Annotated in this window: 18 protein-coding genes and 5 pseudogenes; 10 read left to right on the plus strand and 13 right to left on the minus strand. The window is 61.9% G+C overall.

Translation table 11 applies throughout. The features are described from left to right. Positions 1–294 (minus strand): annotated as a pseudogene (locus BFN67_RS15900) (IS21 family transposase); the annotation flags it as partial. 119 nt (positions 295–413) lie between these two features. Between BFN67_RS15900 and lsrK the strand changes: the two are divergent. Further along, positions 414–1,730 (plus strand): annotated as a pseudogene (gene lsrK, locus BFN67_RS15905) (autoinducer-2 kinase); the annotation flags it as partial. A 37-nt stretch (positions 1,731–1,767) separates the two neighbouring features. Beyond that, positions 1,768–2,073 (plus strand): antibiotic biosynthesis monooxygenase, encoded by a 306-nt coding sequence (locus BFN67_RS15910; protein ID WP_080920555.1) that lies wholly within the window; start codon positions 1,768–1,770, stop codon positions 2,071–2,073. 37 nt (positions 2,074–2,110) lie between these two features. On the opposite strand, the pseudogene BFN67_RS15915 reads toward BFN67_RS15910, so the two are convergent. Continuing rightward, positions 2,111–2,446, minus strand: a pseudogene (locus BFN67_RS15915) (5-guanidino-2-oxopentanoate decarboxylase); the annotation flags it as partial. On the opposite strand from BFN67_RS15915, the gene BFN67_RS25135 reads away from it, so the two are divergent. From BFN67_RS25135 to BFN67_RS15930, 5 genes are all read left to right on the plus strand, one after another. After that, a complete protein-coding gene (locus BFN67_RS25135; RefSeq protein ID WP_342587452.1) occupies positions 2,375–2,569 on the plus strand; it encodes a hypothetical protein in 195 nt (64 codons plus the stop codon). The pseudogene BFN67_RS15915 and the gene BFN67_RS25135 overlap by 72 nt on opposite strands. 47 nt (positions 2,570–2,616) lie before the next feature. Next, positions 2,617–2,946 (plus strand): cupin domain-containing protein, encoded by a 330-nt coding sequence (locus BFN67_RS24060; protein WP_139789213.1) that lies wholly within the window; start codon positions 2,617–2,619, stop codon positions 2,944–2,946. 178 nt (positions 2,947–3,124) lie between these two features. Then, positions 3,125–3,577 carry an alpha/beta fold hydrolase gene (locus BFN67_RS15925; RefSeq protein WP_204842183.1) on the plus strand — a complete coding sequence of 151 codons (453 nt, stop codon included), beginning with the start codon at positions 3,125–3,127 and terminating at the stop codon, positions 3,575–3,577. A gap of 18 nt (positions 3,578–3,595) precedes the next feature. Continuing rightward, a complete protein-coding gene (locus BFN67_RS25230; protein WP_425349791.1) occupies positions 3,596–3,793 on the plus strand; it encodes an alpha/beta fold hydrolase in 198 nt (65 codons plus the stop codon). Beyond that, on the plus strand, positions 3,790–4,386 hold the full coding sequence (locus BFN67_RS15930) for an RraA family protein (protein WP_245295282.1): 597 nt from the start codon (positions 3,790–3,792) through the stop codon (positions 4,384–4,386). Before BFN67_RS25230 ends, BFN67_RS15930 begins: the two co-directional genes overlap by 4 nt. Positions 4,387–4,763: 377 nt before the next feature. On the opposite strand, the pseudogene BFN67_RS24890 reads toward BFN67_RS15930, so the two are convergent. Further along, positions 4,764–4,865 (minus strand): annotated as a pseudogene (locus tag BFN67_RS24890) (TniB family NTP-binding protein); the annotation flags it as partial. A 401-nt stretch (positions 4,866–5,266) separates the two neighbouring features. Here BFN67_RS24890 and BFN67_RS15940 point away from each other — a divergent pair. Both BFN67_RS15940 and BFN67_RS15945 read left to right on the plus strand, forming a co-directional pair. Continuing rightward, positions 5,267–6,559 (plus strand): amidohydrolase, encoded by a 1,293-nt coding sequence (locus BFN67_RS15940; RefSeq protein ID WP_080920558.1) that lies wholly within the window; start codon positions 5,267–5,269, stop codon positions 6,557–6,559. Further along, positions 6,463–7,014: pseudogene (locus BFN67_RS15945) on the plus strand (transporter substrate-binding domain-containing protein); the annotation flags it as partial. The gene BFN67_RS15940 and the pseudogene BFN67_RS15945, both read left to right, overlap by 97 nt. Before the next feature lie 66 nt (positions 7,015–7,080). On the opposite strand, the gene BFN67_RS15950 reads toward BFN67_RS15945, so the two are convergent. After that, positions 7,081–7,734 (minus strand): GntR family transcriptional regulator, encoded by a 654-nt coding sequence (locus BFN67_RS15950; protein ID WP_080920559.1) that lies wholly within the window; start codon positions 7,732–7,734, stop codon positions 7,081–7,083. Positions 7,735–8,101: 367 nt separating this feature from the next. After that, positions 8,102–9,550 carry an aminotransferase class V-fold PLP-dependent enzyme gene (locus BFN67_RS15960; RefSeq protein ID WP_080920561.1) on the minus strand — a complete coding sequence of 483 codons (1,449 nt, stop codon included), beginning with the start codon at positions 9,548–9,550 and terminating at the stop codon, positions 8,102–8,104. Positions 9,551–9,656: 106 nt separating this feature from the next. On the opposite strand from BFN67_RS15960, the gene BFN67_RS15965 reads away from it, so the two are divergent. Further along, on the plus strand, positions 9,657–10,127 hold the full coding sequence (locus tag BFN67_RS15965) for an Lrp/AsnC family transcriptional regulator (RefSeq protein WP_080920592.1): 471 nt from the start codon (positions 9,657–9,659) through the stop codon (positions 10,125–10,127). Between the two features lie 174 nt (positions 10,128–10,301). Here BFN67_RS15965 and BFN67_RS15970 read toward each other — a convergent pair whose 3' ends face one another. The 8 genes from BFN67_RS15970 to BFN67_RS16005 form a co-directional block, all read right to left on the minus strand. Continuing rightward, the gene (locus BFN67_RS15970) at positions 10,302–10,994 is read right to left on the minus strand and encodes an amino acid ABC transporter permease (protein ID WP_080920562.1); all 693 of its coding nucleotides are present in this window, start codon (positions 10,992–10,994) and stop codon (positions 10,302–10,304) included. A gap of 20 nt (positions 10,995–11,014) precedes the next feature. Beyond that, positions 11,015–11,731, minus strand: coding sequence for an amino acid ABC transporter permease (locus tag BFN67_RS15975; RefSeq protein ID WP_080920563.1), 717 nt, complete (start codon positions 11,729–11,731; stop codon positions 11,015–11,017). 66 nt (positions 11,732–11,797) lie between these two features. Next, positions 11,798–12,631, minus strand: a complete 834-nt coding sequence (locus BFN67_RS15980; protein ID WP_080920564.1) for a transporter substrate-binding domain-containing protein — start codon at positions 12,629–12,631, stop codon at positions 11,798–11,800. A 14-nt stretch (positions 12,632–12,645) separates the two neighbouring features. Further along, a complete protein-coding gene (locus BFN67_RS15985; RefSeq protein WP_080920565.1) occupies positions 12,646–13,386 on the minus strand; it encodes an amino acid ABC transporter ATP-binding protein in 741 nt (246 codons plus the stop codon). Positions 13,387–13,401: 15 nt separating this feature from the next. Continuing rightward, on the minus strand, positions 13,402–13,965 hold the full coding sequence (locus BFN67_RS15990; protein ID WP_204842185.1) for a peroxidase-related enzyme: 564 nt from the start codon (positions 13,963–13,965) through the stop codon (positions 13,402–13,404). Next, positions 13,965–14,447 (minus strand): CMD domain-containing protein, encoded by a 483-nt coding sequence (locus BFN67_RS15995; RefSeq protein WP_080920567.1) that lies wholly within the window; start codon positions 14,445–14,447, stop codon positions 13,965–13,967. Before BFN67_RS15995 ends, BFN67_RS15990 begins: the two co-directional genes overlap by 1 nt. Beyond that, entirely contained in the window at positions 14,444–15,913 is a 1,470-nt protein-coding gene (locus BFN67_RS16000; RefSeq protein ID WP_080920568.1) for an NAD(P)-binding domain-containing protein, read from the minus strand. The genes BFN67_RS15995 and BFN67_RS16000 overlap by 4 nt, the downstream gene beginning before the upstream one ends. Further along, positions 15,910–16,881, minus strand: coding sequence for a LysR family transcriptional regulator (locus tag BFN67_RS16005; RefSeq protein ID WP_080920569.1), 972 nt, complete (start codon positions 16,879–16,881; stop codon positions 15,910–15,912). Before BFN67_RS16005 ends, BFN67_RS16000 begins: the two co-directional genes overlap by 4 nt. Positions 16,882–17,006 lie beyond the last annotated feature (125 nt).

A 17,006-nucleotide genomic window follows, 5' to 3' on the forward strand; every position in this document is an offset into this window, starting at 1 on the left:
GATCGTGTAGCCGCCGGTGAACCCGCATTCGTCACGAAGCCGGTCGAACACACGCTTGGCCGTGTGCCGCTGCTTGCGCGGAACCTTCACGTCCTCATCCAGCCATCGATCGATGGTCGCAACGAACGCGTCCAGCTTCGGCCTCCGGATCGGTGATCGGCGCCGATAGCCCGGCGGCGTCGAATACGACAGCATCTTGGCCACGCTGTCGCGCGATATGTTGAAATGCTTCGCAGCCTGACGCCGGCTCATTCCTTCCGAGCAAGCCAGACGAACCTTCAGATACAATTCCACGGTGTAGATCCCCTAACCCTCCTGCGCTCGTTGCAGAAGGAAAATAGGTGGCCGGGTTTTACGCCGCCCGCAGCGGGATTATCCCGCCGCTACCGTGGACGAATTTTGCACCGCCGCTCTCAATGCGCGAGGCGATCGTCGCCTATGACCGCGGCGGCCGGGAAATCTGGGCCTGCGCCAATGTCGATAGCCGCGCCGTCAATGAGGTGCGTGACCTGAAGCGCGATTATCCTGGTCTGGAGCGCGACCTCTATGCCGAGACCGGCCAAACCTTCGCGCTCGGCGCCCTGCCGCGCCTGCTCTGGCTAAAGCGAAACCTGCCGGATGTTTATGCCCGCATCGACAGGATCAGCATGCTTTCCGACTGGGTTCTGGCACGCCTTTCCGGTGTCATTGCCAGCGATCCCTCCAATGCCGGCACGACCGGCCTCTACAGCCTTTCGAAACGCAACTGGCTGCCGGAGGCGATGGCCAAGGCCGGCATGCGCGATGATATCTTCCCCGAAAGTGTCGAGCCCGGCACTGTCATCGGCCATGTTACCAAGGAGGCCGCGGATGAGACTGGTCTTGCCGCGGGCACGCCCGTGGTCATGGGCGGCGGCGATTGCCAGAGCGGTGCTGCGGCGATTGGCGTCGTCAACGAGGGTGACTGCGCCGTGCTTGGGGGCACCTTCTGGCAGCAGGTGGTGAATGTCGGCCCGTCCATCTCCGACCCGTCGATGGATCTGCGCATCAATCCTCACGTCGTCACCGGTCTTAACCAGGTCGAGGCGATCAGCTTCTTCGTCGGCATCGTCATGCGCTGGTTCCGCGACAGTTTTGGCTCGGAGGAGATGGCGGCCGCGGGGCCCGGTGGCGATGCCTACCAACTGCTGGAGCAGAAAGCGGCCGGCGTGCCCGTGGGCGCCTATGGCATCATCCCGGTTTTCTCCGACGTCATGCACTATGGCAACTGGTATCACGCCGCGCCGTCGCTGCTGAACCTTTCCATCGATCCGGAAAAATCCGGCAAGGCCGCGATCTTCCGCGCGCTGCAGGAGAATGCGGCCATCGTCGCAGCCCGCAATCTCTCGGCCGTCTTCAAGCTTTCCGGCAAGATGCCGGACAAGATCGTCTTCGCCGCCGGTGCGTCGAAATCCATCCAATGGTCGCAGATTCTTTCGAGCGCCACCGGCCTTCCGGTCGTCACGCCCATCGTCAAGGAGGCGACGGCGCTCGGCTGCGCGGCGTCGGCGGCGATCGGGATTGGGCTGCGCCGCGATTTCGTCGAGGCGGCGGACGGCTGGGTGCGCTGGGACAAGCGTTTTGAACCAAATTTCAAGCACAAGGCCATCTATGACGAGGCCGGCGAACGGTGGGCGCGGGCCTATGCGCTACAGCGCCAGCTCGTTGACGAGGGTATCACAAGGGCCATGTGGAAGGCGCCGGGCCTATGATCTTTCATCATTAAAACAACGCAACAGGGGTTATGATATGCTCATCCAGATGGTCAGCATCAATGTTAAACCGGGGCATGCCGAAGAATTTCTAGAGGCCTTCCGTATCAACTACGAGGGCACGCGATTGGAGCCGGGTAACCTGCGCTTCGACGTGTTGCGCGATCCGGACGATGAACTCCGCTTTGTCATCTACGAAGTATTCAAGTCGCCCGAAGCCCTGGACGAGCATCGCAAGACGCCCCACTACCGGGAATGTGTTCGCCGGATCGACCCCATTCTTGCCGGCCCACGGACGAAGTCGTTCTATAAGGTCGAGATGGCAGACTTTCTGAGCGCCTAAGGGCATCCGCGCATCCGGGTGTACAAGGCACCGCTAGTGGATGGCCTTCGGGCAGAATGCCTCGGCCGTTCACGGTCATGACGACCGGGGCATCCAGCGCCTCGGCTAGTCCAAGCACCTGCGTCGCTGCATCGGCTGCACCGCCACCAGCAATGATCAGCGGCTTGCTGGCGCCCATTGCTAAATCCGCTATCTGGCTGATCGCCGAGGCGATGGGGCCGGGCCGGGTCGGGATAGCCGCACGCTTGGCCGGGGGCAAGCAGTCCGCATCCTGAGCCATCAGATCGAGCGGGATCTCGATATGGACCGGGCGGGGGCGGGCCGAAGCAAACACCGCAAAGGCGCGGGCCAGGGCAGGCTGCAGTTCTTCCATTTTCCGGATCGTGTGGCTGAAGGCGGTGAGTTGCTTCATGAGTTGCCGCTGATCGGGCAGTTCATGCAGATAGCCTTCCCCAGAATCCATATTGCCCAGCGCATTGACGCCAGAAATCACTAGCATGAGAACAGAATCGGCATAAGCCTGTCCTGTCCTACTGGGACCTGATGGCGCTTGCGGGGCATGCGCCCGCCAAGGTGATTGGGGCCGCCGCGCTTTTGAAGGACCGGCCGGGCTTTGATGTCGAGTTTCTGACCCGCGGTTCGGTTCCTGAGACACCATACAAGACCGGCCGCCACGAAGTTCTGATGGTGATGCGCGGACACTGGCGGCTTGCGTGGGCCGACGGAGAGAAGACCCTTGCGCCCGGCGACACCTGCGCTGTCCCTCCGGACCTCGTTCACAGCCTGGCGCCCGCAATGACCGGTGAGGCCAGCCTCTACAGGGTCACCAACACAGATGATCCGGCTGGCGCCACCTGGAAGGACGCGGCGTGATAGATGCAGGGTCACGGTCGCGGATAAGCCGGCATTCTATAGCCGGAAGGATCATCCGCTTCGCCGATCTGGCTTGCGCGGTCGATGAGAGTATCGGCCGTGCCAGCCGTACCGCAGCCAGCAATGAGGCGCGCGCCGCCGCCGGTGTCTCGCGACTCCGCTCGTTCTCGTTCCAGGCATGATGTGCGACGCCCGGCTGTTTGCACCGCAGATCGCTGCCTTCTCCGGTCAACGGGCGATTCATGTCGTGCCGATCAGCGCGCGTGACACGATCGCGGCACTCGCCGCTGACATACTGGCGAATGCACCGTCCTGCTTCGCCTTGGCCGGCCTCTCGATGGGCGGGATCGTCGCCATGGAGATTTTGCGGCAGGCACCGGCACGTGTCGAGCGGATCGCGCTTCTCGATACGAATCCCCTAGCTGAAAGCCCCGAGGTCAGAGCGGATCGCGAGCCGCAGATAGCCGCAGTAAAATCTGGGCGGCTGAGACAGGTCATGCGCGAGGAAATGAAACCACGATACCTGCTTGATGGACCGCGCAAGCAGGAGATCATGGACATTTGCATGGAAATGGCACTCGACCTGGGGAACGATGCCTTTCTTCGCCAGTCTCGTGCCCTTCAGGCGTGATCGGATCAGACCGAAACGCTGCGCCGTGCGAAGCTTCCAGCGCTTCTTCTGTGTGGCGAAGGCGACATGCTGTGTCCCCTTGGACGGCATCGGCTCATGCATGAGCTGATCGCCGGTTCCTCTCTCGTGACGATCGCGCGATCAGGGCATTTGCCGACGCTTGAGCAACCGGAACCTACAAATATGGCGCTGAAGCGCTGGCTGGAGTCAACATGATGGATGATACCCTTGTTTCGTTGCTTCGCAGTGTCGATACGCCCACCGTCTGCAATGCGATCGAGGTGGCACAGGGCAGACGCGGCTTCGACGCCTTCACCCGTGGCACGATGATTTGTTCGGCACCTCAGGCCGGCGCGATCGTCGGCTACGCCCGCACGGCAAAAATTGCCGCTGTCACGCCACCCGCCGAAGAGCCCGCTGTCGTGAAAGAGAGACGAATGGCTTACTATCGCCATATGTCTATGGGGCCGCGGCCTGCGCTGGCGGTTATCGAAGACATTGATTTCCCGGATGTCGTCGGTGCGTTCTGGGGTGAAATCAATGCCACCGTGCACAGAGGTTTCGGGCTGGCTGGCGCCCTGACCAACGGAGTCGTGCGTGATCTCGGGACTATTCCAGCCGATTTCCCGATTATCGCCGGGTCGATCGGCCCCAGCCACGCTTTTGTTCACGTTCGAGAGGTTGGCACAGAAGTCTCGGTATTCGGTATGAAAGTTCGGGACGGCGATCTCGTTCACGCCGACCGACACGGCGCTGTTGTCATCCCGCGGCAATCCTGCCGACGCTCTCCAGCGCCATCGACAAACTGACCAAGACGGAAAGGCTTATCCTGGATCCCGCTCGGGCGGAAAATTTTAGCTTTGAGATTTTTCAGAAAGCGTGGGCAGCATTCGATGCCGCACGAACCTGACCAATAAACGCAGTCGCAGGCCCGGTGATCGTGGCTGGAGACATGGAGTTAAATGACCTCGCCGACATTCTTACGGACGGCTGGACCATGACGCTCTGGGGTTGTGCGTTCGAGGATTTCCTGACGCAGGATTGCAGGTACGCTCTCCGCTTTTGCCGGTGCCGGCCGCAGAGACATGGGCGTGGGCTATGGCGGAATCGAACACCTGAGGCCCATGTCCTTGATCGGGGGGGGGGTGGCTCGTCTCGCAATGTGTTGGCAACGAGGACTAGTTCCCCACACCCGCTGTTGTCCGGCAGTTCTCAGACGTCCGACGTCGAACCGCTCGGTGATCATCGTCTTGCCGTTGGCATAGGGGCCGACGAGCATCAGTCCTTGACCTTCTCCGAAGGCCGGCGCTCATACACCATCCTTCGGGGCATGACCGCGCCGCGAAATCTCCGGGATCGAAAGTCCGTCCCGCAAGTGCCAGCGCCGGATTACGCTCAGTAACGCCATGTCTATCACTCCAATGTCCCCTGCAACCAGCCAGCAGGGGTGGGTTCAAACATGGGTCACTTCTCAATGGAAAAATCCCCCGGGGTCGGTTCTCCGCGGAAATCAACACTCTACGCCAGGATCGTGCCGCCAACATTTTTCCTGGTACTCCTGGGAGGACGAAATGAGGCCACCCACCGACCGGACCCACAAACGACACACATCGAGCAGAGCTCTTGCGGAACCAAAATTGTTTTATTATATTGGCGCCAATAGCGGCTATCATCAAAGGCGTAGACAGTATGACGAACTCGGACGCCATCTGGGGCCTTGTAGAAGCCAAGCGGGAAACCTTCTTTGCACTCAGCGATCGCGTATGGGACACGCCCGAGACCAACTATGCGGAGTTCGCCTCGGCGGATGCGCATGAAGCCGTGCTTGCGGCTGAAGGTTTCCGCGTTGCGCGCGGTATCGCGGGCATGCCGACGGCAGTGATGGGCGAGGCGGGGGAAGGCGGACCGGTTATCGCCATTCTCGGCGAGTTCGATGCCCTGCCGGGGCTGAGCCAGGAGGCGGGCGTCGCACAGGAACGACCGCTCGTGCCGGGCGGTAACGGACACGGTTGCGGCCACAACCTGCTCGGTGCCGGCGCCCTGATGGCGGCCACCGCGGTCAAGGACTATCTGGCAGCACATGGCCTTGCCGGACGCATCCGCTACTACGGCTGCCCCGCCGAGGAGGGCGGCTCCTCCAAGGGCTTCATGGTGCGCGCCGGCCTTTTCGATGATGTCGACAGCGCCATTTCGTGGCATCCGGCGCCCTTTGCCGGCGTCAACAATCCCGTCTCGCTCGCCTGCAACGAGATCGATTTCCATTTCACCGGCCGAGCCGCCCATGCCTCCGCTACGCCGCATCTGGGGCGCAGCGCGCTCGATGCGCTGGAGTTGATGAATGTTGGCGTCAATTTCCTGCGCGAACATATGCCGTCGAGCGCACGCATCCACTATGCTATCACCGACGCCGGCGGCCACGCGCCGAACGTCGTGCAGGCCCGCGCCGCCGTGCGCTATCTCGTACGGGCCCGCAGCCTGCCGGAACTGCACGCGCTTTCCGCGCGGGTCCACGCCATCGCCGACGGTGCCGCGCTGATGACCGGCACGACGGTGCGGAGCCGTATCGTTAGCGGCGATGCCAATCTCGTCGGCAACACGCCGCTTGAAAGCCTGATGCATGCCCAACTCGAGCGGCTCGGCCCACCAACCTTCGACGATCAGGACCGCGCAACGGCCGAAACGTTCCAGAAGACCTTTTCCGACGAGGACATTACCTCGGCCTTTGAGCGCTTCGGGGTGAAGCCGCGGAGGGGCATTGCGCTGTGCGATACGATCTTCCCGCCTGAAAGCGGTGCCGGCACACTGGTCGGGTCTACCGATGTCGGCACGGTGAGCTGGGTCGTGCCGACCGTGCAGATGCGTGGCGCCACCTATGCGATTGGTACAAGCGCAAGGAGGTCATCGACTTCTCGCTCTCCTACGGCAGCACCGGCCAGACCTTCGCCACCCTCAAGGAGAGCGACCTCGCAAATCTGCCGATGAAGGGTGAACTCTTCTCACTCGCCAGCAACGAGGCGGGTGCCCGCAAGGCCGCCGACGAGTTGAAGCCCCTGCTCAAGGGCAAGACCATTGGCGTGCAGACGGCGTCGATCTCGGCTCGCTTCGTGGACGAGTATCTAAAGGGTGCGGTCGAGGCCCGGGAATACAAGACGACCGAGCAGGCAGATCTCGATCTCCTCGCCGGCCGCGTCGATCTCGTCATGGCCTCGATGGGCTACCTGATGACTACCGTGGAGAAGCCGGCCAATGCCGACATGACCATTGCCGGCCCGCGCTTCCAGGGTGGCTTCCTCGGCGCTGGCAGCTCTGTCGGCCTGCGCAAGAGCGATCCGGAACTGAAGGCGATGTTCGACGATGCGATCACCGCCGCCAAGGCGGACGGTACGATCAAGCGGCTGTCGGAAAAGTGGTTCGGCTTCGACCTGACGCCCCGCTGACGAGAAGCTTCGACCTGCCCCAGAAAGGCCGCGCAGCCATGGCCTGCGCGGCCTTTTCCTGTGCCGTCACACCCTTGCCGGTGCCTGCCGGATATGAATTTCGATCAGGCGCTTCAGTTCGGCAAGATCGCCGGCTTCCAATGCGTCCACCATCAAGTGATGTTCGCGGGCCGATTGTTCGATGCGTGCGCGCGTGCGCCACTGCGCGACTGGCGCCGACACCGTGCGCTGGCGGATTTCCGAAACGAGCTCCACCAGTTCTGTATTGCCGGCAAGCTGCAGCAGCCTGCGGTGAAAGGCGAGATTGGCGTCGTAGTGCTGCAGAATGGTGCCGCGGAAGGACATATCGTCGAAACGGCGGGCCAGTGTGCGCAAGTCTCTGGTTGCCTCCGGGGTCGCATGGGCGATCATGAGGCCGGCGACAGAGGTCTCGAGGATCACCCTGATATCGCTGATTTCCTGCGATCGCCGCTCGTCCACCTCGTAAACCTGATATCCACGGTTGGGAATGTGCTGCACCAGCCGCCTCTGCGTCAACCGGTCCAGTACCCGCCGCACGTCGGGCCGCGTACAATTGTAACGCTGTTCGAGATCGATCTGTTTCAGCCAGGTGCCGGCGGGCAAGGTTCCCGTGAGAATATCTTGCAGTAGGAGGTCGGTAACATCGCACTCCTCGGCCAGGCCCTCCGCCGCATTGCCGCCATTTCCGCCCCGTTTCATCACGCCCTCCAGCCATTGCCCAAAATTGGCGCCATTTAAGATGGACTAGGACGATCCCACAGGAAAATCAATGCGCTGTGCCAATCCATTCCCGACGAAGTCGCGGAAGTTCCTCATGTTGGCGTCAAGACATGAAAGTGGTGAATCTGTCCGAGGCCTTTACTCAGTTTAAGTATGGGGTCCAGCAGGCGCTCGGCGTTGCAGTTGGCGAGGGCCCCCGACTTCTCGTCAAAATCCAGGACCGGGTCAACGATCACGCAGCAGCATTCGGCCGGGGCGCTGGTTACATATTGCACGGAACCGGTGCTGGAGCGTGGAGAGCGGTGACGTCGGGCGTGACATAGGGTCTTCTGGCGATCGAAAGCGTTCAGGCGGCGCGAGGGAAGAAGATCGCCCGAGTGCGGTCAAAATCGTAGCGCCCGGTATGCTGCGAAGCGTCTGTCGCGAGCCTGGTGACACTGTCCAGGATAAAAGCCACCTTCTCATCCGATAGCAGAACGCTGAAGTTCAGCCTGGCGAAGCCCGGTTTGGCGATCTCGTTGCCGGCTAGGATCGCCTGTCGCATGCTTTCCGATTCCGCCGGGCCGATGCCCAGCAGGCGGTGCACGTAGGGACCGGCACAGGCGCAGCCGCCACGCGCCTGGATACCGAAGCAGTCGCTCAGCAGGCGGGTGACGAGTTGCTGATGGATGTGACCGCCCCGGCCGTCGCGCATCCTGAAAGCGAAAATGGGCAGGCGCGGCGCAGTGAGCGAGCCGAGGAGTTCAAGTTGCTTCACCCCGGACCACGCCGCAATGGCGCGTGCCGCGAGTTTCCTGTTGCGGCGCTGCATCGTCTCCGCGCCGATGGCGTCCTTGACGAGGAAGGCCAGCGCCGCGCGGATGTCGCCGACGACATTGGGCGTACCTGCTTCCTCGCGCGCCTCCAGGCTGCCGCTATAGTCATGCGCGGTCGGCGAGACGAACCGCACGGTACCGCCGCCCGGCCAGGTGGGCCGCGTCGAGACGACGGCGTCGCGCCTGACGAGCAGGACGCCGGATGCGCCCGGGCCACCGAGGAACTTGTGCGGCGAAACGACGACCGCGTCGATCTCGGCGCCGGCTTCCGGCGTCATGGCAATCGGCAGGTAGGGGCCGCCGCCGGCGTAATCCCAGATGATGCGTGCTCCGGCCGCCTTTGCAAGGCGGGTGACGGCGGCGACGTCGGTCAAGATGCCGGTGACGTTGGATGCTGCCGAGAAGGCGCATACGACGCGGCGGTCCTTGCCGGCTTGCGCCAGCGTCTCGGCGAGCAGGTCGAGGTTCAGTCCGCCCCCGGCGGCTTCCGGGATTTCGATCACCTCGGCGCCGGATTCGCGCCAGGGCAGGATGTTGGAGTGGTGCTCGTAGGGACCGATTAAGACCAGCGTGCCGGGGCCGATGCCGAACAGGCTGCAAAGCCGGTTGAGGCCGGCCGTCGCGCCCGAGCCGGTGAAGATGACGGCATGACTGGCACCCGCGCCGCAACAGGCGGCGATCGCGGCGCGCGCCTCGCGGCGCAGCCTGGTGATGAAGCCGCCGCAGTAGGAGGCCTCGGTGTGGCTGTTGGCGTAGTAGGGAAGGACCTGTTCGAGAACGAAACGCTCGACCTGCATGAGTGCGCGGCCGGAAGCGACATAATCGGCATAGACGAGCGGCTTCGGCCCGAAAGGACCGTCGACCATGGCGTCCTTGCCGATCAGGCCGTCCGACAGGGCGGCAAGGACGTCGCCGCGCTTGAGGTCGTCGCTGAAACGGGTCAGGAGGTTGGTGGATTGCTCTTGGCGCTCGAACGGCATGGCGACGGCTCCGGCTGTGGATGGCGAAGTCTAGCGAAGAGGCGCTGTTGAAGCCTCATCGATTTCATGCGATCTTCTGCATAATTTAGGTCACGTGATCGGTATCGTGGAAAAAATCGATAGCATTGATCTGAAAATGCTGACCGTTCTGCAAAAGGACGGCAGCATCTCGCAACGCGATCTAGCCGAAAACGTCGGCTTATCGCAGAATGCGTGCTGGCGGCGCCTTCAGCGGCTGAACGCCAGTGGTGTGATCCGCGGCACGACAACCACGATCGACCTTTCCGCGCTTGGCCTCGATCTCGTCGTGTTCGTCATGGTACGCACCCGCCATCATTCCAAGGAATGGGCGGATCAGTTTCGGGCGCATGTCGAGCGGCTGCCGGAAGTGACGGACTTCTACCGGATCGGCGGGGACTGGGACTATCTCATCAAGGTAACGGCGCGCGGCATGGCCGGCTACGACGCCTTTTACCAGAAACTGATCACGAATTTCGATCTCGCCACGGTCACCGGCTTCTTCTCCATGGAAGCGATCTTACACAATCGGCCGGTGGATCTCGCTCGCGTGCGGTGACGCACTTTGGCTCGAAACACGCCGGCACATGTCGTAGCCGGATAGAAACGCTACAGCCGCGAACGGCAGCCGTCGGGCGTCCCTATGGATGCTCAATCGATCCCGCTCCGGGAATCGTGGAGACTCCGGCGATTTCGGCTTCCCGTGCTCGGGATCGAATGAACAATCTTAAGTTCAGGTCCGTATCCTGAGAGCTTGTTCCAGCCTGTCGGCGATCTGGGTGACGATATAGGCAATGACCATGTAGATCACGACGGCGATGACGAAGGCTTCGAGGTAGTAGTAGTTCAGCGCGGCAGTCAGCTGGGATTGCGCGAAGATATCGATGACCTCAATGGCGAAGCCAAGGGAAAGCGCCTTCATGATGACCATCATCGAGGTCGTCAGGTCGGGAATCGCGGTGAGGGCCACCTGCGGAAACAAGACCCGTCGGAACAGTTGGCTGCCTGTGTAGCCCAGCGAATAGGCCGCATCCGACTGGCCGGTATCAAAGGCGTTGAGGGCCCCTTTGATGATCTCCGCCTGAAAGGCGGCGACACAGCCGGTAATCGCGATGACAAGAATGATCCAGTTCGGCATCAGGTGGGCGTTGGCGTCGATCCCGAGCGCCGAGTACAGGAATTGCAGGGCCGCGGGCAGGCCGAAATAGGACAGGAAAATCACGACCACCATCGGGACACCCTTCAGGATGACCTTGTAGACCATGACAAGCTCTCGAAGCACAGGGACCCGTCTGTATTCGACAAGGGCGAACAGGCTGCCGACTATGGCGGAAAGGGGAAAGATCAAGAGCGCCATTCCAAGCGTTACAGGGACGGCTCCCAGAATTTCCCGCGTGTCCTGGAGCAGGATATCGGTTTCGAACATGGCTGAATACCTTCGTTAGGTCAGGCGTTCGAGATGAGCGCGTGCCTGATCTGAGTTGTGGCCTTCGCCTCCGGCGCCTGCATGGGCGAGCGAAGCTCGAAGAAGCGAATGACAAGCCACGCGATCAGGCACAACACGGAATAGATGACCGCCAGCACGAGATAGGTCTCGAACTGGTACTGGTTGTAGTCCCGCTCCATGATCAGGTGCGCGGTCGCCATCACGTCCGCCGCCCCGATATACATGACCAGCGCGACGTTATGGATCAGGTAGATGATGGAGTTTCCGTATCCCGGCAGGCCGATATGTATGGCCTGCGGGCCGACGATGCGGAATATCTTCTGCCTGAAGGTATAGCCCAGGCTGTCGGCCGCATCGTGCTGGCCGCGATCGACCGCCAGATAGGCAGGCCGCATGACCTCGGACAGGTAGCCACCGTGATAGAGGCTGAGCCCCACCATGGCGGCCACGTTCGGCGAGAAGAAATCGGCGGCGCCGAACAGGGCCACCAGAAGGGGCAGCCCGTAGAACGCGACGAACAGTTGCAGCACGACGGGAACACTGCGCGCGTACGACACGTAAATGTCGACCAGGTTGCTGATCACCGGCACCCTGCGGATTCGCAGGGTTGATGCCACAAGCGCCAGGCAGAACCCGGCGACCATGGCCGTAAACGTAATGGCGAGCGTCAGCGGCAACGCCGAGAGCAACTCGGGGATCATAGCAGAAACATCCACTTTGAAGCACTCCTTCGTGCAATTCAGCCTTGCCGCTGACCAACTGGAATGGTTGCAGGCGCCGTCTTACTTCATGTACTGGACGATGCCCTCGCCGAACCACTTCTGCGAGAGCTTTTCGATCGTGCCGTCGTCCTTCAGTTCCTTGAGCACCTTGCTCACGTCGTCGGCCAGAGCCTTGTTCTCGTCCGACCTGTGAATCAGCATGTAGGTGTTGTTGCTGAAGACCGGTTCGGACGCCACGATGTCGAGCTTCTTTTCCTCGATCACGGTCTGCTCGCCCAGGTTCGATGGCAGGACCAGCGCGTCGAACTTGCCGTTCTGGACTTCATCCAGCCGGTTCGGGTACGGGATGCCGGCGCTCGAAGCCGTCACGTCAAGCTTGTACTGCGGATTTTCCTTCTGCCAGTTCATGACGAACTTGTAGGTTCCGCCGCCGGCATTGAGCGGAACGATCCTCTTGCCGACGAGGTCCTTCATTTCCTTGATGCCGCTGTCTTTTTTGCTGTAGATCTTCATCAGGCTGGCGCCCTCCGGGTTTTCCGGGATGAGGAACTGCTTGGCGCGCTCGGGCGATTTGTAGAAGCCGCCAACCGCCATATCGTACTTGCCTGTGGCGAGGCCGGTTTCCTGCGCGATGTCGGACACGCCTTCCATCTCGAACTTGTACTGCGGCAGCTTGGCATTGATCGCGCGCAGGAGATCAGGTTCGTAGCCTTGCGGCTCGTGGCCGATCGCGCCCCATGCCAGCGGCTTGGATTCGGCCGAGGTCGCGATCTTGATGGTCCGGACCTCGGCTGCCAGCGTATGACCGATCCCCGCGGTTGCAAACGCGACCGCCATGCCGCCGGCGATGGCCAGAGCGCGGCGACGGCTGAATGTGGATTTGATTGCAGACATTTTCAGTTCCCTTCTTATTGGAATGAGTATTCAGAATTAAGGAATTGGGCGAGCCTTGGGCTGGAAGGCGAATCGAATATCTCAGCCGGGCTGCCATCGGCGGCAACGACGCCCCGATCCATGAAGACGATCCGGTTCGAGATGCTTTTCGCGAATTGCATCTCGTGGGTCACCAAGAGCGACGTGATGCCGGACGACGTGACGTCCTTGATCACTTTCAAAACCTCGCCCACCAGTTCGGGGTCCAGCGAGGACGTGGGCTCGTCGAAGAGGATGACGTCCGGCCGCACCGCCAGTGCGCGCGCGATGCCGGTGCGCTGAAGCTGGCCGCCCGAAAGCTGGGAGGGGTAGTGGTTGCACCTTGACGTCAGGCCGACCCGTTCGATCTCATGCAGCGCGATTTCCTTCGCCTCTTCCTTGGATTTGCGTTGCACCACCACGAGCGGATCCATCACGTTCTGCAGCACCGTCATATTCTTGAAAACGTTGAACTGCTGGAAGACCATGGCGGTCCTGAGCCGGATCGCCTGGACCGCCGTCTTGTCCGGGCGTTGGTAGTCCATCTTGATCTGGTCGAAGGAGATGGTGCCGGAGGCCGGCTTGGCCAGGTAGTTGATGCACTTCAGCAGCGTGGTCTTTCCGGTGCCGCTGGGGCCAATGATCGACACCACGTCGCCGCGCTCGACCGAAAGATCCACGCCGTTGAGGATCTGCGCGCTTCCGTAGGCCAGCTTTATATCTTTGAGTTCCAGCATTTCTGTGGGTGCCCTTTATTTTCCTGGCTCGGCATGGCCGAGAACATGCATCAGCCGGTTTGCCCAACCGAAGATCGATATGGCGTGGATAAGGTCGATGATCTCGATGTCATTCATGCCGACGGATCGAAGCGCTGCGATATCGTCCGCCGTCGCCTCGGACGGCGTCACCGACAGGCGGCGCGCAAAGCTGTGGATGGCCGCGTCGCGCGGCCCGAGCGTTTCAGGCCTGTCGAGATAGAGAGCGGTGACCACGTCATTGTTCTTGGTGAGTTCCGCATGCCGGCGGGCATGAACCACGGCGCAGAACTTGCAGCCATTGACCATCGAGGCGCCCAGCGCGCCCAGTTCGCGATCGGGACGTGCAAGCCCGTCTTCGACATACATGATCGCATTGAACAGGATCGTGCGCGCGAGATAGCTTTCGGGATCGTGCGCAAGGGTACGCACATAGTCCGAAACCTTCTTGGCGGACGGCGTCACCTTCATCGCATCGAGTTGCTCGGGCGTGGCCTCGGACAACTCGACCGGTGCAATGTACGGATGCCAGTTCAGTGGCTTCAGGCGCACCGAGGGCATCACGCCGACCTCAACAGGCGCAGGCCGGTGGCGATCCGCGTCTGAAAATTCACGAACGCGATCAGTTCGGAAAGCGCGACGATCCGGGGATTGTTCAAGCCTGCCTCGGCGAGCAGGGCGATGTGCCTCGCCTCCGCCTTGTCCGGTGTCAGTGTAATCAGGTCGACATGCCGGGCGATGGTCGCTAGCGGCTCGTCCAGATCTGTCTTCCCCTGGGCCAGGGCCGAAAGCTGCCCCGTCGGGCCAAGCCGGGCCAACTGACTGCCATATTCCTCCGTTAGCGCCACATCGGCGTTCAGGACGGCCATCCGGTAGGCCAGCGCAAGTCGCAAATCCGCGCTCAACCCCTGATCGTTCGCCGGCCGCAGAACGGAGAGACGGCACTCTTCGGCGCCATTTACGAATTCGGGCCGAAACCGCCGCGCCTTGAAAAGAGCGTCGTCCGGTGAAAGTCCGGCCGCCTTGTCCATTGCGTCGATCACAACGCGGCCTCCCTGTGCAGCGAGGGCGTTGAATCCACCCATTCGTCACCCAGAAGTTCGGGGGTGTCGTAGGCGATCAGATTGGCGAAGTGGGTTTCCACATCCTCGGCGAACAGCGATGTGGCAATGCCGCGGACCAGGCGGTCGGCGCCGGCGCTGACGGCGGGGATATCGCCTGAGACCTTGCCGTGCGTCAGCATGGCTGCGTCATTGAAGCAATGGATATGCGCCAGAATCGGGCAGGAGCCGGGAACCCGTTCCCTGAACTCGAAGTGAGGGCCGAGGTCTGGCGCCTCGGACATGCCCTGACGCGGCGGTCCCATGTCCGGCGTGTGTCGGCCGTCCGCCCAGGTACGGATATAGGGCGCGATCGCCGCGAATTCCGGACGGTCGCTGAAGTCGTTCGAAAAGCCGGTGGCCGCGATCAGGAAGTCGTAGCGCATCGGGCCTTGCGTGGTTTCGACCAGCAGCCCGCCCGCGTCTTCCTTCACCGCGACGATGCCGCAGTCGAGAAGGAAGCGGGCATTGGCATGACGGGAGACGCGTAGCGTCGACGAGCGCGGCGGGGGCGTCTGGGTCGAGGCGGTATAGTCGAAGAATTTCCATTTCCACGCATCGGGCAGGTTATGCATACCCAGGATAACGCCCTGGCTGCCGATGCCGGTCAACTTGTTGATGCGCGGCATTTCCTTGCGCCGGATCAGCATGTCGACGGAGCCGGCGTCCGCTTCCAGCGCCGTTGCCGCGTTGTCCATGGAGGAGGCGCCCGCGCCGATAACCGCCACGCGTTTGCCTTTGAGTGCGTCGAAATCGATGTCGTCGGCGGAATGGGCCCAGTAGGCGCGATCGACGCCCTGGAGAAAATCAGGCACGGCGAAGCCGCCCAGGCCGGAGCGGCCTGTGGCGAGAACCAGATGCCGGGTAAGGACACGACCCGCCTCCGCGCCTTCGATGTCGACCGCGATCAGGTCGCCGACCGGCGCCACCCCGGTCATGCGCACGTTGTTGCGCACCGGCAGCGCGAGAACCTTGCGATACCAGACCAGGTAATCCATCCACTGGTTCTTGGGGATCTTGTCCAGCGCCTGCCAGGCCTCGACGCCCCACTGCGCGGTGAACCATGCGCGGAACGTCAGTTGCGCAAGGCCGAGCGCCGGGCCGGTAAGGGTCTTCGGCGATCGAAGCGTCTGCATGCGGGCAAAGGTGACCCATGGCCCTTCGAGCCCGGCGGGAGCGGCGTCGTAGGCGACGATATTGGTTATCCCGGTCAGCACCAGCTTTGCCGTGGCGGCAAGGCCGCACATGCCGGCACCGATGACCACGACATCGCGGACTGGAATATCCTCATGCCGGCGTTCGGGAACCCAGGGCTTGGCGGGTAGTTCGAGAAAGTTGAGATCCTGCGCAAGCTGCGCTTCCAGCGCGGCGAGTCCCGTCAACGTCTGCGGGTTGGGGGTATGCTTCATATTCCGGTTCCGTAATGTAGGCTTGATCCCGGACCGGTCATCAGTTGGCCGGCCATGCCCGGATCGAGTTTCGCAAAGCCGGCGATCGACCGTTCGGCCACGGCTTCGACAGCTTCCATCAACGCCTGCGCGACTGCGCGCAGCGGTCGCTTCTGCGCAACCAGAACGCCCCAGTAGAATGGAACTGCCAAGTCGATTGGGCGAATGACGACGCCGGGAGGGCTCAGGCCGTAGGCCGTAACAGGGTCGATGATCGCAGCGACACCTATTTTAGTCGCGATCAGCAGGGCGCCGTAGGCAGTGTTGGTGCGGACTGCCGGACCGGTTTCGATGCCGTGGGCCGCCAGGGTCCGGGCGATGTGCGATTGAAACCGCAGCGGATTGAGTATGGTAGCGAGCCGACGACCGGCGAAAGCCGACAGTGGCACGACATCGAACCCGGCCAGCGCATCACCCTCAGGCAGCGCAACAACCACCGGCGCCGAATAAAGCCGCAAGACATCCAGCCCAGGGGTATCGAGCGGCAAGCTCGAAAATCCGATCTCGGCACGTCCGCTGCGTACTTCCTGGGCCACGGTGGAGGCCAGAAAAAGCCCGACATGCGTCTCATACGGAAGTTCTGAATTTTTTAACTCGGCCATGGCTGTCGGGATCAGACCGGTGCCGATCGCGGAGGTTGTGACAATCTGCAGGATTCGACCCTTGCCGGCGGCGATCATCCGGGCCCGCCCCGCAAGCTCGGTGAAGGACATCAGCAGGCGCCGCGCTTCTTCCTCGAAAGCAGCGCCCTCTTCGGACAACTGCACCCGCCGACCGACCCTGTGCAGCAATTCGAAGCCAAGCTCGGCCTCGAGATCTTGGATGGTGCGTGTCACCGCAGGCTGGGACCGCCCGAGCATATCAGCCGCCTTGGTGATGCTGCCGCTGGCGGCAACCGCAAGAAAGGTCTGAAGATCTCGGGTTTCCATGCTCTCCCTACATGCTAAATCCGTATGAGTTCGATCATCTCATCCATTTTTTGTATCTGTCAAGCGGAAACGAATATTCCATATGCTGTGGCGGAATTCGTGTCGTCCCACCGCGAAAATGCTGT

The sequence above is a fragment of the Manganibacter manganicus genome (genome assembly GCF_002075885.1).
In the GTDB taxonomy this organism is placed as follows: domain Bacteria; phylum Pseudomonadota; class Alphaproteobacteria; order Rhizobiales; family Rhizobiaceae; genus Mesorhizobium; species Mesorhizobium manganicum.

Excerpts from the sequence above, each read along its gene's own strand:
- BFN67_RS15910 (WP_080920555.1), top strand. The coding sequence starts at position 1,768 with ATGCTCATCCAGATGGTCAGCATCAATGTTAAACCGGGGCATGCCGAA.
- BFN67_RS25135 (WP_342587452.1), top strand. The coding sequence starts at position 2,375 with ATGGACCGGGCGGGGGCGGGCCGAAGCAAACACCGCAAAGGCGCGGGC.
- BFN67_RS24060 (WP_139789213.1), top strand. The coding sequence starts at position 2,617 with ATGGCGCTTGCGGGGCATGCGCCCGCCAAGGTGATTGGGGCCGCCGCG.
- BFN67_RS15925 (WP_204842183.1), top strand. The coding sequence starts at position 3,125 with ATGATGTGCGACGCCCGGCTGTTTGCACCGCAGATCGCTGCCTTCTCC.
- BFN67_RS15930 (WP_245295282.1), top strand. The coding sequence starts at position 3,790 with ATGATGGATGATACCCTTGTTTCGTTGCTTCGCAGTGTCGATACGCCC.
- BFN67_RS15940 (WP_080920558.1), top strand. The coding sequence starts at position 5,267 with ATGACGAACTCGGACGCCATCTGGGGCCTTGTAGAAGCCAAGCGGGAA.
- BFN67_RS15950 (WP_080920559.1), bottom strand. The coding sequence starts at position 7,734 with ATGAAACGGGGCGGAAATGGCGGCAATGCGGCGGAGGGCCTGGCCGAG.
- BFN67_RS15960 (WP_080920561.1), bottom strand. The coding sequence starts at position 9,550 with ATGCCGTTCGAGCGCCAAGAGCAATCCACCAACCTCCTGACCCGTTTC.
- BFN67_RS15970 (WP_080920562.1), bottom strand. The coding sequence starts at position 10,994 with ATGTTCGAAACCGATATCCTGCTCCAGGACACGCGGGAAATTCTGGGA.
- BFN67_RS15980 (WP_080920564.1), bottom strand. The coding sequence starts at position 12,631 with ATGTCTGCAATCAAATCCACATTCAGCCGTCGCCGCGCTCTGGCCATC.
- BFN67_RS15985 (WP_080920565.1), bottom strand. The coding sequence starts at position 13,386 with ATGCTGGAACTCAAAGATATAAAGCTGGCCTACGGAAGCGCGCAGATC.
- BFN67_RS15990 (WP_204842185.1), bottom strand. The coding sequence starts at position 13,965 with ATGCCCTCGGTGCGCCTGAAGCCACTGAACTGGCATCCGTACATTGCA.
- BFN67_RS16000 (WP_080920568.1), bottom strand. The coding sequence starts at position 15,913 with ATGAAGCATACCCCCAACCCGCAGACGTTGACGGGACTCGCCGCGCTG.
- BFN67_RS16005 (WP_080920569.1), bottom strand. The coding sequence starts at position 16,881 with ATGGAAACCCGAGATCTTCAGACCTTTCTTGCGGTTGCCGCCAGCGGC.